The 24,386-nt window shown below is 48.7% G+C and carries 23 protein-coding genes; 6 read left to right on the top strand and 17 right to left on the bottom strand.

All coding sequences use genetic code 11. The annotated features are described in order from the left end of the window. The first annotated feature begins 251 nt into the window (after positions 1–251). Positions 252–581, top strand: a complete 330-nt coding sequence (locus DSM2777_RS17055; protein WP_040045030.1) for a hypothetical protein — start codon at positions 252–254, stop codon at positions 579–581. Positions 582–688: 107 nt separating this feature from the next. On the opposite strand, the gene DSM2777_RS17050 is transcribed toward DSM2777_RS17055, so the two are convergent. Further along, positions 689–2,065 carry an MFS transporter gene (locus tag DSM2777_RS17050; protein ID WP_061554647.1) on the bottom strand — a complete coding sequence of 459 codons (1,377 nt, stop codon included), beginning with the start codon at positions 2,063–2,065 and terminating at the stop codon, positions 689–691. A gap of 222 nt (positions 2,066–2,287) precedes the next feature. On the opposite strand from DSM2777_RS17050, the gene kdgR reads away from it, so the two are divergent. Next, positions 2,288–3,076: a DNA-binding transcriptional regulator KdgR gene (gene kdgR / locus DSM2777_RS17045; RefSeq protein ID WP_061554646.1), complete on the top strand. Its 789-nt coding sequence runs from the start codon at positions 2,288–2,290 to the stop codon at positions 3,074–3,076. Between the two features lie 83 nt (positions 3,077–3,159). Here the strand turns inward: kdgR and DSM2777_RS17040 are convergent, their stop codons facing one another. From DSM2777_RS17040 to hxpB, 3 genes are all read right to left on the bottom strand, one after another. Beyond that, on the bottom strand, positions 3,160–4,551 hold the full coding sequence (locus DSM2777_RS17040) for an L-cystine transporter (RefSeq protein ID WP_046459582.1): 1,392 nt from the start codon (positions 4,549–4,551) through the stop codon (positions 3,160–3,162). 246 nt (positions 4,552–4,797) lie between these two features. Continuing rightward, complete coding sequence (locus DSM2777_RS17035; RefSeq protein ID WP_061554645.1) at positions 4,798–5,340, bottom strand: metal-dependent hydrolase; 543 nt, start codon at positions 5,338–5,340, stop codon at positions 4,798–4,800. A gap of 149 nt (positions 5,341–5,489) precedes the next feature. Further along, the gene (gene hxpB, locus DSM2777_RS17030) at positions 5,490–6,152 is read right to left on the bottom strand and encodes a hexitol phosphatase HxpB (protein WP_061554644.1); all 663 of its coding nucleotides are present in this window, start codon (positions 6,150–6,152) and stop codon (positions 5,490–5,492) included. Between the two features lie 280 nt (positions 6,153–6,432). On the opposite strand from hxpB, the gene DSM2777_RS17025 reads away from it, so the two are divergent. Beyond that, entirely contained in the window at positions 6,433–6,978 is a 546-nt protein-coding gene (locus DSM2777_RS17025; protein ID WP_046459579.1) for a YniB family protein, read from the top strand. Positions 6,979–7,040: 62 nt separating this feature from the next. On the opposite strand, the gene DSM2777_RS17020 is transcribed toward DSM2777_RS17025, so the two are convergent. The 8 genes from DSM2777_RS17020 to ghoS form a co-directional block, all read right to left on the bottom strand. Beyond that, positions 7,041–7,712: a DUF1120 domain-containing protein gene (locus DSM2777_RS17020; protein ID WP_156088338.1), complete on the bottom strand. Its 672-nt coding sequence runs from the start codon at positions 7,710–7,712 to the stop codon at positions 7,041–7,043. Continuing rightward, complete coding sequence (locus tag DSM2777_RS17015; protein WP_061554642.1) at positions 7,705–8,256, bottom strand: DUF1120 domain-containing protein; 552 nt, start codon at positions 8,254–8,256, stop codon at positions 7,705–7,707. Before DSM2777_RS17015 ends, DSM2777_RS17020 begins: the two co-directional genes overlap by 8 nt. Further along, a complete protein-coding gene (locus tag DSM2777_RS17010) occupies positions 8,234–10,663 on the bottom strand; it encodes a fimbria/pilus outer membrane usher protein (protein WP_061554641.1) in 2,430 nt (809 codons plus the stop codon). Before DSM2777_RS17010 ends, DSM2777_RS17015 begins: the two co-directional genes overlap by 23 nt. 83 nt (positions 10,664–10,746) lie before the next feature. Beyond that, the gene (locus DSM2777_RS17005; protein ID WP_061554640.1) at positions 10,747–11,490 is read right to left on the bottom strand and encodes a DUF1120 domain-containing protein; all 744 of its coding nucleotides are present in this window, start codon (positions 11,488–11,490) and stop codon (positions 10,747–10,749) included. A gap of 22 nt (positions 11,491–11,512) precedes the next feature. After that, positions 11,513–12,241 (bottom strand): DUF1120 domain-containing protein, encoded by a 729-nt coding sequence (locus DSM2777_RS17000; protein ID WP_061554639.1) that lies wholly within the window; start codon positions 12,239–12,241, stop codon positions 11,513–11,515. A 56-nt stretch (positions 12,242–12,297) separates the two neighbouring features. Then, on the bottom strand, positions 12,298–13,014 hold the full coding sequence (locus DSM2777_RS16995; RefSeq protein ID WP_071889933.1) for a fimbria/pilus chaperone family protein: 717 nt from the start codon (positions 13,012–13,014) through the stop codon (positions 12,298–12,300). 464 nt (positions 13,015–13,478) lie between these two features. Continuing rightward, entirely contained in the window at positions 13,479–14,351 is an 873-nt protein-coding gene (locus DSM2777_RS16990; protein ID WP_061554637.1) for a fructosamine kinase family protein, read from the bottom strand. 287 nt (positions 14,352–14,638) lie between these two features. After that, positions 14,639–14,959: a type V toxin-antitoxin system endoribonuclease antitoxin GhoS gene (gene ghoS / locus DSM2777_RS16985; protein ID WP_061554636.1), complete on the bottom strand. Its 321-nt coding sequence runs from the start codon at positions 14,957–14,959 to the stop codon at positions 14,639–14,641. 169 nt (positions 14,960–15,128) lie between these two features. Here ghoS and DSM2777_RS16980 point away from each other — a divergent pair, with 169 nt between their 5' ends. From DSM2777_RS16980 to DSM2777_RS16970, 3 genes are all read left to right on the top strand, one after another. Then, a complete protein-coding gene (locus DSM2777_RS16980; RefSeq protein ID WP_046459571.1) occupies positions 15,129–15,779 on the top strand; it encodes a transglycosylase SLT domain-containing protein in 651 nt (216 codons plus the stop codon). Between the two features lie 715 nt (positions 15,780–16,494). Beyond that, complete coding sequence (locus DSM2777_RS16975) at positions 16,495–17,778, top strand: SLC5/6 family protein (RefSeq protein WP_061554635.1); 1,284 nt, start codon at positions 16,495–16,497, stop codon at positions 17,776–17,778. Positions 17,779–17,961: 183 nt separating this feature from the next. Next, entirely contained in the window at positions 17,962–19,101 is a 1,140-nt protein-coding gene (locus tag DSM2777_RS16970; RefSeq protein ID WP_061554634.1) for an ABC transporter substrate-binding protein, read from the top strand. A gap of 249 nt (positions 19,102–19,350) precedes the next feature. On the opposite strand, the gene DSM2777_RS16965 is transcribed toward DSM2777_RS16970, so the two are convergent. Genes DSM2777_RS16965 through DSM2777_RS16945 form a run of 5 tightly spaced genes read right to left on the bottom strand, consistent with a single transcriptional unit; the run spans position 19,351 to position 24,164 of the window. Further along, positions 19,351–19,941, bottom strand: coding sequence for an ATP-binding cassette domain-containing protein (locus DSM2777_RS16965; protein WP_061554633.1), 591 nt, complete (start codon positions 19,939–19,941; stop codon positions 19,351–19,353). After that, complete coding sequence (locus DSM2777_RS16960; protein ID WP_061554632.1) at positions 19,941–20,759, bottom strand: ATP-binding cassette domain-containing protein; 819 nt, start codon at positions 20,757–20,759, stop codon at positions 19,941–19,943. Before DSM2777_RS16960 ends, DSM2777_RS16965 begins: the two co-directional genes overlap by 1 nt. Then, positions 20,759–21,565, bottom strand: coding sequence for an ABC transporter permease (locus tag DSM2777_RS16955; protein WP_061555424.1), 807 nt, complete (start codon positions 21,563–21,565; stop codon positions 20,759–20,761). Before DSM2777_RS16955 ends, DSM2777_RS16960 begins: the two co-directional genes overlap by 1 nt. Further along, on the bottom strand, positions 21,565–22,530 hold the full coding sequence (locus tag DSM2777_RS16950; RefSeq protein ID WP_061555423.1) for an ABC transporter permease: 966 nt from the start codon (positions 22,528–22,530) through the stop codon (positions 21,565–21,567). Before DSM2777_RS16950 ends, DSM2777_RS16955 begins: the two co-directional genes overlap by 1 nt. A 44-nt stretch (positions 22,531–22,574) precedes the next feature. Further along, positions 22,575–24,164: an ABC transporter substrate-binding protein gene (locus DSM2777_RS16945; RefSeq protein WP_061554631.1), complete on the bottom strand. Its 1,590-nt coding sequence runs from the start codon at positions 24,162–24,164 to the stop codon at positions 22,575–22,577. Positions 24,165–24,386 lie beyond the last annotated feature (222 nt).

Genomic DNA, 24,386 nt, shown 5'->3' with positions numbered 1-24,386 from the left:
TGTTCCTGTTAGAGTGAAATTTAGGTGCATATAAAAATCCTATCAATACTTATTTTGCATTCAACAAAAAGATAACAATGATTTTTGTTCCTGTTGAGTACAAATAATTGCTTTTAATGAGTGGTAATGAGGTTCTTGATATTGGCAAGTTGTTGTATCGATAAGATTCGTTAAGATGAAAAACTTTCAGGATCATCAAGGGTTTGATAAAATAATAAAACCAGATTTTTAACCTATTAGGAACAAATTTAGTGAATGAATTCACTCGAATTTTTAACGATTTAGACATAGATAAGACCGAACTGACTATGTTGCTTAATACGCCCCGGAATACAATTTTCAATTATCTGAAGGGATCGGTAACCAATATGCCGGCCAGCGCGGTGACGCTGATTACGCTTTTGGCATTTATTAAGCAGCATCACCCAAGGGCATTTGAGGAGTGGGGAGAGATAACGCGCTATAACAAGAATCAGGAAAAAAGAGACGGTAATACGCTGTCACTGTTCGATATCATCAATGACGATGTTCTTTTGCAGGGTATCGTTCGCCACGGTGAACTGAGAGGTTTTATCAAGTAAAGTAATAACCGAGCTGATAAGCATCAAAGCACCCCATTGTGTTGTTTGGCGATGATTCTTATCATTTTGGTAGGGAACCCGGATGGGTTCCCTTTTTTATGTCTATTTTACTGCGCAGCTGGCTTAGGTTGACGAATGCGTAGGCTGCTGACAATCGCGGCACAGAGGGCAAATAGGGCACCCAGCAGTAACGATGAATGCGTACCGAGATCGCCAAACAGGTTAAACATCAGCGCCACCAGCGCGGCTCCGCTGGTTTGCCCCAGTAGACGCGCAGTGCCTAGCATGCCACTGGCACCGCCGCTGCGATGGCGCGGCGCAGAAGAAATCATGGTGTGATTGTTAGGGGATTGGAAAATACCAAAACCAGCACCGCAGAGCGCCATCCGCCAGATAATATCAATGTCTGTTGGGTTTGAAGGGAGCAGCGCCAGCGACAGCAACCCGATGGCAAACAGCATCAGCCCAATACTTCCCAGTAGCCCAGCGTTAAAGCGCTCAAGCAAACGCCCAGCAATCGGGGCCATTATCATAGTGGCGATAGGCCACGGTGTTAGCAGAAGACCGGTCATCACTTCCGTTTTGCCAAGCACCGTTTGCAGGAAAAATGGCAACGAAACGAATGCCAGCATCTGCGCGCTGAATGAACATATCGATGTTCCTACTGAGAGCGAAAAGATTGGAATACGCAGCAGATCTACAGGCAACAGTGGAAATTCTTGGTTGAGCTGACGGCGCACGAAAAGGGTACCCACAATCAGCATAACCACCAGTTCACCCAGCAGTAGAAGGTTGTTTTGGCGCTGAGCAAAGCCGCTAATGGCAGAAATCAGTAGGCCGAAGGTGAGGGCGTTAAGCAACGCGCTGTAACCATCGAATTTTGGCTTACCCACTTTGGGCGGATTCTCTGGCAGAAATTTCATGCCGCAAATAAAGGCGGCAATGCCAATTGGCACGTTAACGGCAAATAACCATGGCCAGCTGCTGACGGAGAGAATTGCCGCCGCGACCGATGGCCCCGCCGCCGCAGAAACGGCAACGATTAATGCGTTAATGCCCATTCCTCGTCCGAGATAACGCTGAGGATAGATTAAACGCACCAGCGCGACGTTCACGCTCATCACCGCCGCTGCGCCAAAGCCTTGCAACACCCTGGCGAGGGTAAGCGTCCAGAGTGAATCGGACATCGCGCAACCCAATGACGTTACGCTAAATACCAGTAATCCGGTGAGGTAAATTTTGCGGTAGCCGATGATATCGCCCAAGGACGCCAGCGACAGCAACGAAATGGTAATGGCGAGCTGGTAGGCGTTAACAATCCACACCGACGTTGCGGCAGTGGCGTTAAGATCGCGGGCAATAGTGGGAAGGGCGACGTTAGCAATCGCACCATCAAGTACCGCGACGGTGATACCCGGTGCAATGGCTAAAATTGCGCCGTATCGTTGAGGTAGTGGAACACCATCATTTATGGTTGATTTCATTCGGCAACAATCGTTAAGAGTTTATTAGTCAGTTGCGGAACTATAACTTTTATTACCACTTGAGACTACCGTCACATTTGGCTTTGTTTGTAACAAAGGTTCTAGTGTGCGGAAACGGTTAACCACCTGATTAACCTGTTTAACAGGCTGTATTTCGGTAGCTGTTCCTTTTATAATGAAACACAGGTTCGATTTAACCATCTGATAGGGTAAAGAAATACAATGTCAACAGATATAGATAAACAACCCGACTCGGTCTCTTCTGTACTTAAAGTGTTTGGGATTTTACAAGCGCTCACCGAAGAGCGCGAAATCGGCATCACCGAACTGTCCCAGCGCGTCATGATGTCGAAAAGCACCGTCTATCGCTTTCTACAAACCATGAAGTCTCTTGGTTATGTTTCGCAGGAGAGTGAGTCAGAGAAATATTCGCTGACGCTCAAACTGTTCGAACTGGGCGCGCATGCGCTACAAAATGTCGATTTGATTCGTAGTGCCGATATTGAAATGCGTGAGCTTTCACGCTTAACCCGTGAAACTATTCACCTTGGCGCTTTGGATGAAGATGGGATCGTCTACATTCATAAAATTGACTCAATGTATAACCTGCGTATGTATTCGCGCATTGGTCGCCGTAATCCGCTGCACACCACCGCCATTGGTAAAGTGTTGTTGGCTTGGCGCGATCGTAGCGAAGCAGAAGAAATTATCAGCCAGATTGAGTTCAAGCGTAGCACCGAAAAAACTATCCTTACCCCTGAAGCGTTGCTGGCGGCGCTCGATGAGGTGAAAGAGCAAGGTTTTGGTGAAGATATTGAAGAACAGGAAGAAGGGCTGCGCTGCATCGCGGTGCCTGTTTTCGATCGCTTTGGCGTGGTGATTGCGGGGCTGAGTATTTCGTTCCCAACAATCCGCTTCTCAGAAGATGCTAAACACGAATACGTTAAAATGCTGCATACCGCAGCGCGCAATATTTCTGAACAGCTGGGTTATCACGACTATCCGTTCTAGTGAATGGCGTTCTAATTTATTGCGATAGATAAATATCAAAAGGGAGCCATCGGCTCCCTTTTTCGTATATTAAACTCGCTTAATTACTGATGCGCCAGCTCGGCTTCTTCTTCAGAATCAAATACGCTCTTATCGGTTTGACGTAGGATCTGGCTGGTGATGGTGCCTGCCGCCATTGAACCATTCACGTTCAACGCGGTACGTCCCATATCAATCAGCGGTTCCACGGAGATAAGCAGCGCCACTAACGTCACCGGTAAGCCCATCGCCGGTAAAACGATTAGCGCAGCGAAGGTTGCGCCACCGCCCACGCCAGCAACGCCTGCGGAACTCACGGTGACAATACCGACCAGCGTTGCAATCCACAGCGGATCGAGCGGGTTAATCCCGACGGTGGGTGCAACCATCACCGCTAACATCGCGGGATAAAGCCCTGCACAGCCGTTCTGGCCAATCGTAGCACCGAAAGAAGCTGAGAAACTGGCGATAGATTCAGGCACACCAATACGGCGGGTTTGTGCTTCCACGTTTAATGGAATACTGGCGGCGCTAGAACGGCTGGTGAAGGCGAATGTCAGAACCGGCCAGACTTTGCGGAAGAATTTTATTGGGTTAATGCCGGTAAACGACAGCAGTAAACCGTGTACCACAAACATGATTGCCAAGCCAAGATAGGACGCAACCACGAAGCTACCCAGTTTGACGATGTCGTGCATATTAGAACCCGCAACGACTTTGGTCATCAGCGCCAGTACGCCGTATGGCGTTAGCTTCATGATTTGGCGAACCAGCTTCATGACCAGCGATTGCAGAGTATCGATAGCGGTAAGAACGCGTTTACCTTTAACTTCATCGTCTTTCAGCAGTTGCAGCGCCGCGGTTCCCAAGATTGCTGCAAAGATAACCACGCTGATAATAGACGTTGGGCTTGCACCGGTCAGGTCGGCAAACGGGTTTTTAGGAATAAATGACAGCACCAGCTGCGGAACACTCAGGTCTGAAACTTTACCGGCATAGTTGGTATTGATGGCGGCCAGACGCGCGGTTTCTTGCACGCCCTGAACCAAACCTTCTGCCGTTAAGCCAAACAGGTTGGTCACTAACACCCCGACCAATGCTGCGATCATCGTGGTGAAGAGGAGAGTACCAATAGAAAGGAAGCTGATTTTGCCCAGCGATGACGCATTGTGCAGTTTAGCCACGGCGCTCAGGATAGACACTAATACCAGCGGCATCACGATCATTTGCAGCAGCTGTACATAGCCGTTACCGACGATATTAAACCAGCTGATTGAATCTTTGAGGACTGGGTTGTCTGAACCGTAAACCAGCTGTAGCCCTAAACCAAACAGGACCCCCATAAATAAGCCGACTAAAACTTTTTTAGCCAAGCTCCATTTTGTACGACGTGTCTGTGCCAGCAGCAATAATAGCGCCACAAACACCAGCACGTTAATCACGAGCGGTAGGTTCATCCCAATCTCCATCCAATTTCTAATATATGTTTTTATACGTTTTTACGTGCCCTAAGGACGCCGAAGCCTCGTTGGGCGACGTGCTACCTACGTAAAAGCGTGATTGTCTTACTCAATGCTATATATGCTAACAGCACCATACACGTGATGCTTATATCCAAAATGAATTTATTATAATTTTTGCATCGAGTTTGTGTGCTAAACAGTCAAAACGAAGGGTTTATAACCAGTGTAGTGTGATTTGCGTCATAATTTATGACTTACATATCTGAGCAAATCGTAAAAAGGCATTAAATCGCCGCCCCAATAGAGGGCATAGCCGACAAGAGACATGCACAAAATCCGCTCTAGCTGATTGCCTTTCTGCGAATTGAGTATCGGTAGACGGAAGCGCCAGCGAATCGGCCACAGCAAAGGAACACCGGCGGGGGTTAGCATATCGGCAAGCAGATGGCTTAGGTATCCGATCACCATGGCGTGCATGGCATCAACGGGTATTCCCATATAGCTCGGCATTTCGCAGTTCAGCAGAAAAACACCGCCGATAACCGCCAGCAGGCTATGTGTAAAACCGCGATGGCCAAACATGCGGGCAATGGGCGACGACAGCCACTTAAGACGCTGGCCAAGCACCGATTTTGGGTGGTCGATATCTGGCCACAAGCAGGTGAGTAACGCGCCGGGTATGATATGCCACCAGTCGCCATGGGCGAGCGCAGGCGTCAATTCCGCTTTTTTAGCGAAAATGGTACAAGCGACAGAAAAAATAAGATGGCCTTCCGCCGTCATGATAAAACTCGCCGAGGGTACTGGTAATTTATCCAGCATATCGGAGTTTTCGCAGGAAGCAAGAGGTGACAGCGTAACAGATGGTTGTTTGCTGTATAAATATACATAAAACGGAGCCTAAGGCAGGCTCCGCAGGGTTTGAGCATTAACTACGGTTGAATATTCGCCACGGTGAGCTCGTTAAGATTGTTTAATTTCACATCGGCCAGTGCCCAGCGAGGATCGTTAATATTCTCTGGCGCGGGTACAACAATAGAGCGCATGCGGGCGGCTTTGGTGGCGATCATGCCGTTGAACGAATCTTCGAGCGTTACGCAGTTGAGGGGATCGACGCCCAGTTGCTGAGCGGCGTTCAGATAAACTTCAGGATGCGGCTTGCTATACGGCAACGCTTCGGCCGAAACCACGGCGTCGAAATAGTGGCTGATGCTAAACATCTCTAGCACTTCGTTGAGCATATAAAGTGGAGACGCCGAGGCTAAACCGATTTTCATTCCCTGCTGACGGCAGAGTTTTAGCGCATGTTCAACGCCGGGTAACAGAGGTTTGGTTTCACGAACCAGCTCAATGACGCGGCGAATAATACGCTCTGTCACTTCTTCTTGGCTTGCGCCTTGCCACGGCGTGCGCTGATACCACAGCTTCACCACTAAATCGATGCGCAGGCCTAAGGTTTCAGGAACGTCTGCCGCCTCAACGTCGATGCCTAAGGAGGAAAACACATCGTGTTCTCCTTGAGTCCACAATGGTTCAGAATCTATCAGTAACCCATCCATATCGAAAATTACGGCTTCAATGCGACTCACAGGCATTCCCTCATCTATGTGGTTTAAGACCGTCTGAACTGATGTTCAGCGTCATAACTTTATTTGCTGCGGGTACTCTAACATTCACGCTGCTTTTGGTTAAGCCAGTTATACTAAACTAGCCTAAAGTATCAGCAAACCTGACCAATCAATTCAATCAGTTGAGATTGCGGTAAGGGAAACAGCCACGTAAACTGCCGTTATTCAAGGCGATGATTACGCATATATACCCGCCATATTTCAAGAGGCTTGAAGTATGACGGGTATTTCAAATTAAGGGGATGGCATGACCTACCAACAAGCCGGTTGGGTTGCGGTGGCAAAACGGATATTCGGCTGGATAGTTTTTATTCCAGCGCTGCTTTCAACCACGGTATCGATACTTAACTTTCTCTATCAGCATAGCCAAAAGCAAGAAGGGCTTAATGCCGTGATGCTCGATTTTGTGCATGTGATGATCGATATGGTGAAGTTTAATACTCACTTTCTGGATGTGTTCTGGTTCAATTCACCGCAGCCGGTATTAGGGCAGGGATTCACCGGTGGCAATATCATGTTTTGGATTATTTACTGGCTGATTTTCGTGGGGATGGCACTGCAAGCCTCGGGGGCTCGCATGTCGCGACAGGTGCGCCATATTCGCGAAGGGATTGAAGACCAACTGATTCTGGAACAGATGAAAGGGGCAGAAGGGCATTCGCGTGAAGCGTTAGAGAAACGCATTGTGTTGCCGCGTCATACCATTTTCCTCCAGTTTTTCCCTCTGTACATCTTGCCAATTATCGTGGCGGTGATTGGGTACTTTATTTTGAAGCTGCTCGGGTTGGTGTAACAGCAAGCGTTATTAAATATAAAAAACTCGCCAAATGGCGAGTTTTTTATTGTGCATGATATTTAAAGGTATTTGATTTCCAGCGTGGCTGAACCGGCGAAATCAATTTCGCTGCTGGTATCTAAATCTTTAATGGGGGCGAGAGCGACGGCAGCATCGGCCTGAATGGAAAAAATCTCTCCCACTGCAAAAGCATTGTTTATCACCCAACTGATGACTTTGTTGTTATTACGCATGGTGGGTGTGGTATCGCTGGTATCGAGGATGCCATTATTTGCAATACCGATATCTGCTGACGCACCATCCACCTTCGCAGAATGAAACACCACGTTCCACACGCCGATAGGTTTTCCTCCCGCGGTCATTCCCAGCCCAAAACGCTGATCGGTCTGGGTGGGACTTATCGTAGTCGCGGGTGTATCCCAGTGGAGATTACCCACGGTAATGGCGCTACCGCTGCTATTATCCACCGAGCTTAGCCCGATACTGGTTGGCCCTTCGCAGCTTATCGTTATCCCTCCTGCAAATGCCCTGACAGGCAACTGAGTTGCGGTATCAGCCGACAGCTGGTTACGATGGATATTGCCAAAATCGATGACGGGCGGTGAGCTTTGAATATGGCAAGGAGGAGGCTCCGCGGTGGCGGTAAAGGAGAGCTGAACCTCTGATGAGGCTAGGGCAATGTTGCTGACCATCAACGTCATTATTGTGCAGCCGAGTGTTAATTTATTCACTGACGACCTCCAGTGTGCCGCTACCGTTCAGCGTTTTCTGTTCTTTTACATGCTGGTTGATGTCATTAACCGCGGCTATTGACGTAAGTTGCAGGGTTAAGCGGGTGATGGGTTCATCACTGACGGGCGCGATGCCGATATTGGGCAGTATTGCCAGCGTGTTGGCGTTCCCCGCAGGTGCGCTTCCTCCCTGTTGGTGATAAGCCAGAGCGACAGATTTGCCGTCAGCCTGTGCATCGCTGGCAACCAGCGTCACATGGGCAATATCACCCAACTGATAACCTTCGCCAGCGCCACTAGACGCTGCACGGTAATACAACGCGATACGTTCAGGGCGCGGGCAAATAACCGTTACCATCGTGCTTTTTTTGCCAATAACATCAGTTTGCGAGCCATTTGCTGCCTGCGACAAGGTTCCGCGATTAAAGGTACCGAAATTAGTCTGTGTCAGGCTAACCGTAAGGTCGCAATCGCCGGCACGGGTAGCGCCTGCATATAACACCAGCAGGCAAACCAGCAAATTAGTTTTTACATTGTGCGTCATAGCTTTCATATAGTTTGTCTGCATCCGGTTGTTTATTAAGGCTAAAGACTACATGGCAGCGCGCAGTACCCAGTGGTTTGAGCCATAGGTTCTGATTAAGCTGTCCGTCAATCAGGAACACCGTGCCATCTCCAGCAACAGTGGTGATGTAATTGTCTTTTGCGTCAGAAATAATGTCGCCTTTACTCGCAAGCTTTCCATCTGGCATGTGAATCGTGATGAGCGCGCGGCGAGTCAGCACGGTACCGAAGGTATAGTCAGTGACGGAGCCGCGAGCGACATGAGCAACCTGGATACCGTTATTAATATCTACATTTTTCGGCAAACTTTTTGTCACCATCGTCAAGCGTGACTCACCATACGGACTCATACTTGAGGAAACTGCGTAGCCTTTACTGTTGGTCCAAACAGGGCCTTGTGGGGTGTCAATTTCCGCGCCGTTAATATCTGGGATTTGTACGACGGCGAAGGTGTCTTGAACCGGATATGGGCTGAACAAAACGCCCTGTTTTGTGGCAACTACGCCACCGGTGGCGGCAACGGAGTATGTGTTGTTGTCCGAGCCATAACGCGAGTAGCCAAGATTCATTTGAGAGTATTTAGGTATTGCACGAACGTTGGCGCTAAAAGATCCGACGTTGTCTTGGCTGTCTTTATTTGCCGAGAGCGAATAACCAAAACGTTCATTAACGGTTTGATCAAGCGTCACACCTTGATTGGTATGGTCGCCGTTATGTGACATGTTGTAGCCCACGCGGGTAGTACCAAAAGGTATACTGATGTTGGCATACACCAGTGAATCGCCGTCTTTCCCTATGTCCTGCTCTGCGTTCACCGAAATAGACGTTCCACCGACAAACGTTTTTGACCAGCTGGCAGTCCAGCGCGTGGTGGTTTCTGCTGGATCGAACATGGTGGCCCGTGACCAAGCGAGGTTAACTGAGCCCATATCTCCAAGTAGATAGCCTAGCCCTAGGTTGTACTGAGATTTATAACGCGCACCGATATATTTTCCGGTGTCTGGGTCAGTGGTGTTTTCACCATCAGTCAGGCTACGGAACCCATCATTTTGCAGAGTCACCGAGCTGTTAATATTTGCCAGCTGGCTTACCTGCATGCTGACATTGATAGTGCCTTGCACACCGTTGGTTTGACTGCGAGCATCGTTTGAAATAACGGTAGTGCCGCTGATATTTAGACCATTGGCAAATCCTGTGCTAAGCCGTCCAGCCATGCTCTGGTATTTTTGTGCGAGCATGGCGCCACCGTTCATCATTGCCCGTTTTCCAACCGGAGTAGACATACTCAGCGTCATTAACTCTGATGAGTCAATATCTTCGTTATCACTCTTGTCGATAGCACCAATGGCGCCGGAAAAACTGGTTTCTTGCTGCGTGTAGCTATGTGCAAACGAAGAGGCGGGCACAACAAAACTGCGGTTGGTGCCGTCCTGCCCAATAATATTAACGTTTAGATCAGCGGTGTTATTCAGCGTAGGGATACGGTCAAGGGTAAACGCACCGGCCGGAACCTGCGTGGAATAGACCAGCGCACCGGCCTGTCGAACTTCCACACGCGACTGGCTCTGGGCTATACCCGTCACCGTCGCGCCACTGTTTTTATTATTCATCAGCGCGCTTTCAGGTGAAAACTGTACGCCGTAGATTTGTGGACTGGAAAATAGCGAACTAGCAATGCTGATTTTTCCCGCCTGCATCACGGTTTTATAGTCGGTCAACGTCCGTTGTGCATAGGTATAAAGCTGATCAAAACTGTGCGAATTATCACTGGAGCTGAAAGATTGTCGGCTACGTATAATCCAGTCATTGTAATTAAAACCTTCTTCAGTGTTAGACTGAAAGGTGTTTAAATCATTATTGTTATTATCGCCCTCAGATTTATTATTACTTTTCATCATCAGCAAGTCGTAATTAACCATTGCCCCTGTTCCGCCCGCTGTATACTGGCTGACATCCAGATTGTTACTGTCTGCAATAGCTTCAGCTGGTAATACAAACAACAGTTTATTATTACCGGGATCGGTGGTAATTGTTGCCTGTGGGTAAGTAGTTATTAAGTTAATACACTGTGCGTCCGTATTTTTCACGGCCACAATGCCTAATGTCGTAAGATCATTAAGGCTTAAACAGGGCTGGCCATTATCATCAAAGGTGACAGCATGGGAAGGTTTTTCCACGCCATTAATTACCGGAACTATTTTAGTGATGCCAGGGGTAAATTTCTTTCCGTCACGAAAATATTTGTTTAAGGACGATGGTAGTCCGCGCGCTTGTAGGGTGGTGGTGTCAAAATCAACGGCATCATCGGCCAGAGTCACTCCTGATGCGCAGCTTAATAATAAAAAGAAGGTTGTTTTATTTAAGTTAAATAAAAATCGGACAGTCATTTAAATTCTCATTAATTTCAAGTCAAACGGAAATAAACTCTGTCCGTAGTAAAGTTTTTAATTATGAAACTGTGTGGCGAATATTACAGATAGTTAATTTGCACCGTGACAGAACCATCTAAATGCCAGCCATTAGGATCAAGGGTTGATAACTTCTGAGTATAAGAATCAATAATGTAATCCCAAACAAAGGTATTACCCGTGAGGCTGGCGTTATTTGTATCCAGAACTTGATGCGACTGACCCGCTGGACATGCTCCCACAACCAGAGCACCACCTTGTTCAATGTTTGCTCCCGTAAACACTGTCTCGTCCATACAGGTAGAAAATCTCGCCGGTATACCATCGACTTTAAGGTTAATAAAAGTCCCTGCATAAGCACCGAGGGTCGCATTGTTGCTATCCAGTCCAAGGCCGAGCAGGTGAGTTGTATAACCAGACTCAGCGCCAGTGTTAGTATACGTTTTGGCATCTGGGACTGCTGCACTAATGGTAGCGCTACGATTATCGGTGGTCGTAACGCCAATCAGCGTAGCGCCTTCACAGTTTACGGTAACGGCGTTAGGCAGTGTCAATGTGCCCAGTGCTGCATACGGAAACGTAGGAGTTGCGCTTGATACACTGGTTCTAACATTGTCATAATTTAGTACCCCTGCAAGAGAAGACCCTGTGCCTAACGTTAGCGTACAGCTGGATGGCGTAATTTTACCGGTTACTTTTAATTCAGCGGTATCACCTACGTTGGCCGCAAAGCAGGGCTGTATTGTCGATAATAACAATGGAATTAGCAGGTGTGTTTGATTAAGTTTTGAAAAAATATTCATCATTTTAAAGTCCATCGAAAATGAATTATAAATAATAGAAACTGACAGTTATTGATCCATCAAGTACCACGTCTCTACTTATATTAAGGCTGGATGTAGGGGCTATGACAGGGCTCACGGTATAATCCATGGTGTATAGTTTTGCGCTGAGAATAGTACCGGTGCTATCATAGAAGTTATATATAAAACCACCATACGGGGTATTTCCCAAACCCTGCGCTGGGCTAAGGCCTTGAGGGGCAGTTGATGAAAATGGGGTCGAAGGAAAACTACCGCCGAAATACCCGCTGACACCATCAGCTTTTAAATTCTGAAATTGACTCATATAGATGCCGATTTTATTTGAAGCACTATCTACACCTAAACCAAAATAATCTAGCCCGTAGCCATTACCATAAGGCATAGTATTAGGCATGGGCATCGTCTGATCAATGATCACCGAGGCAACCCTGTTATCCTGTGATGTTATCCCTACCGATGTCATGCTAGGGCAGCTAATCGTAACTGCATTGGTCAGTGTTTTTATTGGTAACTTCGTATAAGCTGTTGAGTTTAAACTGGAGGCTGGGATGCGCCCGAAATCAATAGTGCCATTGTTTGCCAACGTAACGTCACACGGCGGTGGTAAATAAGTCCCCGTAACAGTGAGTTCACCACTTGGCCCTGCCAGTGAGTCGGCCATGGCATTGGATATACAACCAAGCAATAATGGTGAAGCCATTAGCATCCATTTTGCGTTATTGCGTAAAATCATATTCTTTTTTCCTTATTAGAATATAGATCATTGGGTTATAGAGAGTTTGGCCGTTGTTAATAAGCCAGACTTGTTTGATACGGTTTTACAAAATATCCGTATAAATTCGCGGGAATGATTTGTACTTTTTGCCCCTCAGCGATCGCATTGTTGAGTTTTACGCTCACCACGTCACCTGGCAGCAAATAAGCTCGCTGCATTGAGCCTCTGGCGTTTTGTGGCAGCAGGGCAATAGAAGAATTCATGCGGACAACATAGGCACCACTGTTGGTAATTTGTACGGTATCAGCACCGATTTGTTTAAATTGCAGCAGCGTCCATGGTTCAGGGTTGTCTTTTAAGCTGGATGGATGAATGATCAACGGCACATTCTGGCGAATGGTAATTTGCAGCTTGTCTGACACCTTATCCGTTGCTGGAATGCCTTCAAAAATGGCGCGTTTAAACTGTTCTACCGCTTTCGGCGGGGTTTTCAGCATAAAGCGCACGGTTTGGTTATCGCCAGGATTCACGCGTACAACAGGCGGTGTAACAACCAGTGACTCTTCTTTGTCACCGGGTAAATTTTCAACCGATGAATAGAGCAAAACGGGTTTTGCATCCGTGTTTTTCAGTGTCATCACACCTTCACCATCGTCGGTATTGACGATGACCACGGAGGTTTCTAACTTCATGCCAGAAGCATTAGCTGTCGAGATAAATGCAATTGAACTAATAATTGCGGCTGATAATAAAGCGCAATGTGTTAGGCGACTCTGTTTTATAACGTTCATACTAAAGTTGACTCGTGAGAAAGAATGAGATGAAAGTATTTAAATAATTTAAATCTGAATGCGAGCATCATATATTTTTTTTCTAAATAAAATAGAAAGATTATTTTTGCTTGTATTACGTGAATTTGTTTTATTTTTTACAATGGTCTTAGTGCGCAGCACCATAACCCTATGAATAAATAGTGTTTGTGCGTTTTTTATGTGTGCGTTATATGTGAAATTCTTATTAAAGAATAAAGATTAATTCATTAAATTAGTACTGCTAATAAATGAATTTCGCGATTCTTAATAATTTCCATCCTGAATAATTCATGCGTCTTGTGGTTTATTTAGAAATATTCATATGGATGAATTATTTGATTTTTATGAGGGGCTAAAGCTTAATTAAAAGCTTGGAGGGCTATGAATGCGATTCATTTTAAAAAAAGAGCCGCAGTGAACAACCGCGGCTTTTTCCACAAATATTAAGCGACATCTTTCTCTAACAGGCGATCAATAGCCTGAATAGCAGTTTCCAAATGTGGCCCCGCGAACAGGTTGCACATGTTTAACTGATGATAGAGCTGGTAAACGGGCTGACGTTCTATAAATGTCGTCGGTAGAGGCCATACGCTTTGGTAGCCGTCATAAATCTGGGCGGGCAGCAACGAAAACAGCGGCAGCATGGCCAAATCACATTCGCGATCGCCCCAATAGCAGGCAGGATCGAAAATCACCGGCCCTTGCGCACTGAGCCCCATATTCGCTGGCCAGAGATCGCCGTGCAGCAGTGAAGGCTGCGGCTGGTGGTTGTGTAAACGTTGTTCCACGGCGCTGACGATGCTGTCGATCTCACCAAAGTGAATGCCTTTTTCCGCTGCGAGCTGTAGCTGCCAGCCAATACGCTGTTCAGAAAAGAATTTAGCCCAGCGGCGCTGCCAAGTATTCGGCTGTGGGGAAGTGGAAAGGTGGTTGTCGTAATCAAAACCAAACTGGGGCTGCTCGCTCCACTGATGCAAACGTGCGAGCTGCTGACCGAATAGATAGGCATTGTGCGCATCAAGCGGACGCACCGGCAAATATTCCAGAAGCAAAAAACTGGCCTCACGCGTAGCACCAACGCCATAAACCTGCGGCGTTTTGACCGTATGGCTGCGCGCCAAGCACGCCAACTGATCGGCCTCAGCCTTAAAATCTTGTAGGAAGTCGGGGGTATCACATTTGATAAAGACCTGACGCTCGCCGTCGCTAACACACCACGCCTGATGCACTTCGCCGCCAGGAAGTTCACGTTTTTTGCGGATGGTAAAGGTTTGGTCAAAATGTCCGCTCAATAACTGACTTACAGCTTGCCACATGGTGTACCCCCTATATACCCGCCGTATTTCAAGTTGCTGAGTTAGCTTATCGAGGGTTACTCAAGTTTGCCGCCTCACTGCAATTCGAACTATGTTGGGTAGCGTTCGTGAATAGTCTATTTCCCTTTAAATCATTCATGGACTCGAATGTTCTAGGGCATATATATAGGTGAACATGGTTATGTGATGCTATTTTGACCGTAACCGTTGCGCTGATGAACGTAAAGTATAAAAAAGAGCAAACCGCTAATTTCTGTTAATTACTTGATCTAAAATAAAATAGGCAGCTAATGCTGCCCTTTAGATGGATTCCTTGTTGCCCAAAGCTGGGTGAAATAGTCGTCGCGTAAAACGGCTTCCACCTCGGGCTCTTGGCCTAGCGCCACTTTCCCTAACGCCTGAGCAAGACGCTCAACGTCGCTTTTATCCTGTAGGCTGGTAATGGCATAGCTATTTGGCCCCAGTTCATGGGGAATTCCGTCAGAATCAGCGACGGTAGTGGCAAACCCCTCCAGCATGAGTTGGTTGTTAAGCTTGGCTGTTTCCGCAAGATCGGCCTGCGGATAACTAAAGGTCACTACATAGCAAGCAATAGCCGATTGACTCATGGAGTACCTCAATTAGTGCATTTAACTGAATAATAATAGCCTATAAATAGACGAAAAATGTGTGTAAAAGGGTGAATTGAGCAACAAATCGTAAAAATCAACTAGCCAAAGACCTTTTTTTTCTGGCAACATCCACCACGGACCAACATACGCAGAGGATCTCGCAACGGTGAAGAAACGAATCAGTTGCATGTTGGCGGTATTGCTTTTGGCTGGGTGTGCGAAAGAGCAAACACCGCCTCAAACAGTAAAGTTAAACGTCAACAACAATGCTCGCGGTAGTTTTTTAGATGCACGAACGCCACCTGATGGAGAGTTTGGAACCTATATCCGAACGGCCTCAAACAGCTATGGCATTGATGAAACCTTAATAAAGGCCATTATTCAGGTGGAGTCAGGAGGAAATCCTCACGCAGTCAGTACATCTAATGCCATTGGGCTGATGCAGTTAAAGGCTTCAACGGCAGGTAAGGATGCTTACCGTAAGAAAGGACGAGGCGGGCAACCCACGTCGCGTGAGTTAAAAGATCCTGCGGTTAATATTGATTTAGGCACCGCCTATCTCAATATCTTGCAGAATCAGCAGTTAGCCGGGATCTCAAACCCTAAGACCATGCGCTATGCGATGATCGTATCGTATGCCAACGGAGCAGGGGCCATGTTGAGGACGTTCTCGCCAAATCGTAAAGTGGCGATCGACAAAATTAACAGCATGACACCGGAAGCGTTTTATCAGCATATCCAGAAACGACACCCGGCAGCGCAGGCTCCGCGTTATCTGTGGAAGGTAAACACCGCGTATCTCGCGATGGTGCAATAAAAGCGTTCAAGCAGTACCTCAGGCCATGTCCTGACTGTGGTTAGCCCTTATAAGGCTGTAGGTTAACCACAGTCATCTCCCTCTTCCCTCTGCGCCATTGAAACCACAGCTGTGTTGGCTGCATTCACTCGCCCAAATCACTGACTAATGTCAGCTCATTGGGACTCGCTCATTTGCCGCCTTGCTGTGATTCCAATGGCTTTGAGGGCTTTCATATTGAAACCACACCTGTGTTGGCTGCACTCGTTCGCCCAACAAATCTGCCTGGAGCAGATTTGAACGCAGTTTACTGCGGCCCGAAGGGTGAAGCCCATGGATGAGCTGAATAATCACTGACTAATGTCAGCTCATTGGGACTCGCTTATTTGCCGCCTTGCTGTGATTCCAATGGCTTTGAGGGCTTTGTCATGAATGCGACTAGCCGCGATTTCTGCGGTTTTTTGTGCTGTAAAATTCAACTTTTGTGACTTTTTTATCAAAATTCTTTATCCTTCTCTCCGCACTTATTCCGCAATCGTTTTGCTAATTTGATAACTCATTGTTTTTAAACGTTCTTAGAACTAATGAGTGTCGTATGCGGAATTGAACTCTGTGCTTCCTGCGCGATATGGCCTTTGGCCAGCTCATAACAGCGATCTACAAAAGTGCAGGACACATTTGGGCAGAACAGGATGTCTGCGTTGGCCCACGTTTCACAAAGAAGGTAAGTGAATTAATGAGTATTATTTCCCCTGATGCTGGTCGGGTAGCGACAGATCGCCCGTCCAAGTGGAATAAAACAGACACAGTCTGGATGTTTGGGCTTTATGCCACGGCGGTTGGCGCGGGTACGCTATTTTTACCTATCAACGCCGGTTTGAACGGCCCGTTAGTCTTGATCTTGATGGCGATTTTGGCTTATCCGTTAACCTATTTGCCGCATCGCGCACTCAGTCGTTTTGTATTATCAGGCTCCAGCCGCGACGGTGATATTACCGACGTGGTTGAAGAGCATTTCGGCATTTTGGCGGGCAAAGCCATCATGGTGCTGTATTTGCTGGCCTTTTTCCCAATAGTTTTGGTATACAGCATCTCCATTACCAATGCGCTGGATAGCTTTTTGATAAACCAGTTCCAGGTTACGCCGCCGCCCAGAATCTGGTTGAGCTTAGGTGTAGTGGCGGCGCTGAGTTTGATCCTGCGCACCGGTAAAGAGACGATTGTCGCGGCAATGGGGATTTTGGTTTTCCCATTGATTGTGTTCCTGCTGGGTATTTCTCTCTATCTGATCCCGTATTGGAATGTGTCCGCATTTTTCTCCGGCCTACAGCAGACGTCGGTGAGCGATCCTCAGCTATGGCGTTCACTCTGGCTGGCGGTTCCGGTGATGGTGTTCTCATTTAGCCATGCGCCGATCATCTCCTCGTTCTCATCCACCCAAAAAGGGTTGTACGGCGAGGGCGCAGAGCGTCGCTGTGCGCGCATCATGCGCTATAGCTATATGATGATTTGCGTCAGCATTTTGTTCTTTGTCTTTAGCTGCGTGATGAGCCTGTCCCATGCTGAAATGCTGGCGGCACGCGATGAAAATATTACCGTGCTGTCGAGCTTGGCGAATAAATTCTCCAACCCATTAATCGCCTATTTAGGGCCGGTGATGGCGATTTTAGCCATGTCGAAATCCTATTTGGGAACCTCGCTGGGTGTGACCGAAGGGGCTACCAGCTTGATTGACGGCGCGTTCCGTACCGTGGGTAAGAAAGTGTCGTCCAACGTAACTCACAAGATTTCTGCGGTGCTGCTGTTTGCGGTGACGTGGTTGGTGACGTTCTTGAACCCAAGCGCGCTGCATATCATTGAAACCATCAGTGGGCCACTGATTGCGGTTATCCTGTTCATTCTGCCCATTTATGCCATTCATAAAGTGCCAGCGATGAAAAAATACCGTTCAATCACCAATCCCTTTGTGTTGATTATGGGGCTGATCGCATTGTCGGCGCTGGTCTACAGCCTGATCTGATAATACGAAAATGCTAAAACGAAAAGCCGTGCTGTGAAGCGCGGCTTTTTTGTTTTTATCGAGCCTATTCATACTTAGAAAAGCATTTCGTTTGTAATTGCGGGCAAGATTCTTTATTTTTACGTGCAAATAAAACTTATTATCATTACCAATTGGCCGTTTTGGTCACATAAGGAGAGCTTTATGGCACGTTCTTTCAATCGGTTAGCGCTGGTATGCGCGCTGGCGGTATCGGCCCCCGTTATTGCAACGACCTATCCTCTGACCATTACCGATACATCCGGCCAGCGTATTACCTTACAGCATGAACCGAAGCGTATCGTGGTGCAGGACGGACGTGACATCATGACGTTGGCGCTGCTCGATCGTGCCGATCCCTTTAGCCGCATAGTGGCGTGGAATAACCTGCTGAAAAAAAGCGATCCTGAAACGCTAGCGGTGCTGAACCAAAAGTGGCCAGGAGAAGCAGATAAAATTCCTGATATGGGCTTTAGCGACAAGGGTGAGGTGAATTTAGAAAGCGTGATTGCGCGTAAACCTGACCTAATGATAGCTCAACTGCGTGCCAAGCCTGCGCTGGCCGATACCGGCGTGTTGAAGCAGCTGGCGGCGTTAAACGTTCCCGTGGTGTTCGTGGATACCTTTTTACAGCCTATCGCCAATACACCTAAAAGCATTCAGCTGTTAGGTGAAGTGCTTAACCGCGAACAGGAAGCGAAAGAGTACACCGATTTTTATCAGCAGCATTTGCAGGCGATCACCTCGATAACCGCCAAGGTCACGCCAAAACCACGCGTATTTGTTGAAGCGAAAGCGGGCGTAGGCGGGGCGGAGGCGTGCTGCTTTACCCATGCGCACGTTGGGTTTGGTGGAATGGTTGAGGCGATTGGCGCGGAGAACCTTGGGTCTGGATTATTACCGGGCGCAACCGGTGAAATCTCCATGGAGAAGGTGATCAGCCTGAAACCAGATGTTTACGTGGTTTCCGGTGCTCGCTGGAAAAATAAAGACAGCATTGCCATTCCATTCGGTTACGGTGTCACGCAGCAGCAGGTGGATGAACGTTTTGGCCAGTTGAAAGCGCGCAACGGTTTCAATCAAATAAAAGCGGTGCAGGAAAACCATCTGTATGGCTTGTACCACAACTTCTATAACCATCCTTACAACATCGTAGGATTGGATTATTTAGCCAAGTTTATTTATCCGCAGCAGTTTGCTGACCTTGAGCCTGCGCAAACCTACCGTACCATCATTGCGAAATTCACGCAGATCCCACAGGCCGACGCCGTTTTCGGTGCACAGGCTCCAGTGAATAAAAAATAAGTTGTAGGGTTCATGGTGTTGTTTACCGGAGTCTTATTTTAGGGAGAGCACACCGATGGGGGCGTAGCGGCGTAAGCCGCCGACAACTTTGCCATGAGCAAAGTTGAACAACGCTTTAGCGTTGGCCCTTGAGGTGGAACACAGGGATGTGTTCCATAACGGCCCCGCGGTGTGCTAGGCCCGTGTATCTCGGTCGTATAAGCCAACGATATTGGTCGAGTTTTGGTGTTTTTATCCATAACCCAATAACTACGCTATCACCTCAACCCGCGTACAAACCTGTTCCAACAACGCACGCTGATGGCTAAAAATAATTATGCTCAGCGGGCGCTGTTGCGATTCAACGATCAGCTGTTGCCAGATATCCCGCTGGATATGAGGATCGAGCTGCGCGGTAACCTCATCGGCAATTAATACCCGCGTGCGCGGATCTAACGCTCTTAACAGCGCGATACGCGCCAGTTCACCGCCAGATAGTTGGTTTGGCTTGCGGGTTAACCATTCAGCTTTAACGTGAAACCGCGCCAGTTGTTCTGCGTCTGGGCTCCAAGCATCGCGCAAGGCTTGCCCCGTGGTGCGATAAGGGTTGAACGTCAGTTCAGGATGCTGGGGAACGAGCTGAACAGGGCAATATCCACTGAGCGGTAATGCCGCATCATCAAGCGTAATACTCCCTTGCTGATAAGGCTGCCAGCCAGCTAAAACGCGCCCTAATGTCGTTTTCCCGTAGCCGCTTGGGGCTGAAATTCCAACCCGTTCACCGCGAGATACGTTAAGCGAAAAGTTATGCCATAGCTGGCGCTTATCTTGTTCTATGTCGAGTGCTGAAATACGAAACATCAAACGTGCCTCATTTGGCAGGCTGTGAGCTCATCAGCGGCTATGTGAGTAAATAACGGATGGTGTTCCGGCTGGGCGAGCCAGTGCTTTTGCAGCGTAGGGCTGCCGAGCCCGTTTTTTAGGTCGGCAACCGTGATGTCGTCGCTGATCCGTCCTTCGTTGAGGGCAACGATACGATCGGCGAAGCGAGCGGCTAACGACAAGTCGTGAGTCACCCATAACACACCGGCGCCTTGCGCACTCAGATCGCGTAGCTGCTCCAGCAGTTGACAGGCCAGCGGCTCATCGAGCCACGCGGTGATTTCATCGGCCAAAATATAGTGAGCGCCACCCAATGCGGCGTTGCAGGCAAGGACGCGCTTGGCCATTCCGCCGGACAGCTGGCGAGGATATTTCAGCAAAACGTCGGCTTGCAGCTGGTAATGTTTAATTTGCTGCTCGAGAGCCAGCGCGCAGGTATGGCTGCCGCTCAGATGCAAACTGCGAGAGAGTTGAGTGCCAACGTTAAGCAGCGGATTGAGAGAACTCACGCCCTGTGGCACGTAACACAAAGTGTTACCGCGTAACTTTTGGCATTGCTGCGCATTCAGCACGTCGCCGTTTAAGCGAATATCACCGCGTTTGCGTAGGTTCTGCGGCAGTAAGGCCAAGGCACTTTGCAGCAATAAACTTTTTCCTTCGCCGCTGCCGCCGACCAGCGCGACGATTTCACCACGGCGTAGCGTAAGATTAATATCGCTCAGGATAGGTGACCACTTTTTACGTCCTAGCCAGCTATAGCGAGCGCTCTCGATAGTCACGTTGTCGAAATTCAGCATCATTGATTCCTTAGCCATAGCTGTTGAATCGCTCGGGCGCATTGATCGAACAATAATACAATCAGCAGCAGAATTAGCCCCGGAAACACCGCCAGCCACCAGCAACCGTTGCTGAGAAAACGCAGTGCGTCGGAGAGCAAAATGCCTAATGAAGGTTCGTGCGGCGCTAGGCCGAAGCCGAGAAAGCTCAGCGCCGCGCTGTGTAACACCGCATGAGGGAACATCAATAGCGTGCCGACAAACCATTGAGGTGCCAGAGCAGGTAAATAGTGGGCTCGCCAGCAATACCCGCGGCTATTTCCCAACCGCTGGGCAAGCGTCATATAGTCGCTGGTGCGGATGCGCTGTGCTTCGGCGCGCAGAATTAATGACAGCTTCGGCCAATGGGTTAATGCCACGGCCAAAATAACGCCATGTTTACCGCCGCCAACGGTAAAGCAGATGAGTATTAATAACAGCAAATGCGGTAGCGACAGCAGGGTATCGACGATCAGCCGCAGCATATGATCGAGCGCGGGATGCAGCAGTGTCAGGCTGGCAACCAGCATGGCGATGATGCCGCTGCATAGCGCAGCGCCGATGCCTATTTGTAGGCTAGTTAAAGCCCCCTGAAAACAGCGCAGCCACAGATCGCGCCCCAAATTATCCGTGCCAAACCAGTGCGCGGCGCTAGGCGCCTGATAGCGAGCGAGCAGATCCAACGGAATATCCGACGAGAGCAATGAAATTCCGTACACCGTGAGCGTGACCAGCACAAGGGCTGAAAGCACAAAGCGTAACAGCGACGGAGCGGGGTTATGCAGCATCATTGTCGCTCCAAAATGCGGTTCATTCTTGCCAATAGCATTGCGGCTAACGTATTTCCGCCAAAGACCAATAAAGTGCTGAACAATACGATGCCCATCAGCAAAGGAATATCTCCGCGCAGCCCCGCATCAATCGTGGCTTGCCCCAGCCCGGGGTAGGCGAATATTTTTTCTGCCAGCAGAGAACCGCCGAGCAGTTCACCTACCGAGGCAAATTGGAGACACAGCGCAGGCGTCAATGCATGACGAAATACCTGAATACGTAACAGCGACCAACCTGAATCACCTTGCGCCTGAGCGTAGCGCACGAAGTCGCTGTGCATCACTTCGGCGACCTTCTCGCGGGTATGTAATGCGATCTGCCCTAAGCCCATCAGACTGAGGGCAATCATTGGCAAAATTAGGTGGCGGATGCGTTCAACGATCGTTGCATCCTGCGCGCTGCTGCCCGGCTCCCAAGCGCAACAGACCGGAAACCACGGCCAGTGGACGGCGAAAACAACCAACAGCAAAAGCCCAACCCAAAAGGTGGGTAGCGATGACAATAGATAGCTGATGCGGCAAATCAAGCGGTCGGGCCAACGGTTGAGATAACGACCCGCGCTAAAGCCCAGCAGCATGCCTAAAACACCGGATAACAGCCACGCGCTGGCCAATAAAGCAAAAGAGGTGGCGAATCGTTCACCGATTACGTCGGCTACCGGCGTGTTATACAGCATCGAATAGCCAAGATCGCCGTGTAGCACCTGCGAGAACCAGTGCCAAAAGCGCAGCCACAGCGGTTGGTCTAACCCCCAACGGGCGGCAATCAGCGGATATTGCTGCGGGGGAACATGCAACAAATCATTGCCGATATAGGCACGAATGGGATCGATAGGAGAAAAACTGAGCAGCGTGAACGTGCCCGCTGACACCAGCGTCAGCAGGCAAGCTAAACGAAATAGGGTATAAGCAGCCTGACGCAAACCGCGTGAGCGAGTAAGTGTCAGGCTGAGATCGGTCAAACGTCTTAGTGGCACGTCCACTTCCAATCTTGCAGGTTATTGAGAACAGACCAGCTACCGTGAATTTCAGGTGCCGCTTTACCTAAATCAACGCAGGGGTTTGCCAAGTAAGTATGCTGCACGTTCAGCAACCAAGCCCAAGCCGCATCGCCTTGTACGCCCGCGCCGGTTTTGCCATCCCATTCGACCTGTTGCCAGAACGGTACTGCTTTTTGCCACGTTGGCGCATCGAGCGCTTGTTGAAGGTGCTGATCGACGATCTTGTTACTGTAATAGCCTGGATTGTAGTACTCCACGCCGGCCGCTTTGCTGCTGTAATGGTGATACAGCTCCATCGGATCTAAGCTTCCCCAGCCAAACAGCGTTGGGTTTGCGTGCATATTACGTTCGACGGTTTCCCAACTGCCGGACTGCAAATCCATCTTAATGCCGAGCGGTTGAAGCATAGAGCGAACGGCCTGCGCCAGATCGCGGCGGGTGCTGTCGCCGCTGGTATACCACAGGGTTAATTCGGCTTTTAGACCATTTTTCACCCGCACGCCGTCACTGCCGACTTTCCAGCCCGCGTCGTCTAAAATTTGTTTGGCTTTGGCAATATCACCGTCTTTAAACGCTGCGGCGTTGCTGTCCCACGGTAATCCTTGAACCGCACTGTAGGCAGGGATGGCATGGCCTTCCATCAGTTGGTCAGCGAGCAGTTGGCGGTTAATGGCGTAGTTGATGGCACGACGAATGGCGACATCGGCGGTGATGTTATTGCCAATCGGATACCCGTTGGCATCTTTTTTCCCCGCTGGCGTGGTAGGGAATACGATGCCACGGTTTTCTACGCTTGGTCGAACCCACAGCTTCAGACCGTTTTGCCCGCTAACGGACATCGACGGTGCAATACGTACCAAGCCGAGCTGACCGCTTTGCGCTGCCGCATAGGCGCTGTCTTCATCTAAAAAGACAAAAACTAATTTATTGAAATCATTTTTGTGACCAGCGTAATACGGGTTCGCTTCAACGATCAGCTGTTGACCCGGTTCAAAGCTAACCAGTCGATAAGGCCCTGCACCGATAGGCTTTTGTGCGTAGGTTTTAGCGTCGTATTTTTCTGCGGAAACAATGCCCAGTGAACCTAATACGTTAACGAAAGTGCTTTGCGGTGCAGAGAGCGTAATTTCTACGCGGTGTGAGTCTAAGGCTTTTGCCGAAGCAAAGTTGCCCATATCGATCTTACCGCCGCCGCGTGCGGCTTGGTTGTAGGTGAAGGCGACGTCTTTGGCCGTGAGCGGCGAGCCGTCGGAGAATTTTAAGTCCGGCTTTAGCGTTAGCGTCCATGTTTTGCCATCCTCGCTGTTGGTGACTTTTTCGGTCAGCAAGTTATCCCAGCTAAGATCGGCTTTTTGTTTTAGCAGCGGGCTATGTAACAGCAGGTAGCTTCCGTGGCTCCAGCCAAGTAGCGGATCAAAACCTTCAGTAGGTTCTTCGCCAATCGCCAATTTAAGCGTGTGTTGCGCGGCTGGCTGAGCGTCGGCGTGAGAGAGAAGTGGCAGTGCGCCAAAAATGAAGGCGAGTGCGTAGGGTAGCGCTTTGGGTTTTAGTGACATGTGGATTCCTGATCGTCCCATTATTTTTTGTATGACATAAAACGCAGGGATTTATAGCAGACGCCTATCAGCGCAAACATGATTTGTGTCAAACCGATCCGGCAAAGTATGCACTTTTTGTCTTTTTTGCATACTTTACGCAGGTCAGGAATTTTTTGCGTTCATTTAGGCTGCATTTCTGGCTGAAATCTGTGGGACGAGACATAATTGATTGTTATCAAT

It is taken from the genome of Obesumbacterium proteus, from assembly GCF_001586165.1.
GTDB classification, from domain to species: Bacteria; Pseudomonadota; Gammaproteobacteria; order Enterobacterales; family Enterobacteriaceae; genus Hafnia; species Hafnia protea.
This window is presented reverse-complemented; position numbering and strand designations above follow the sequence as displayed.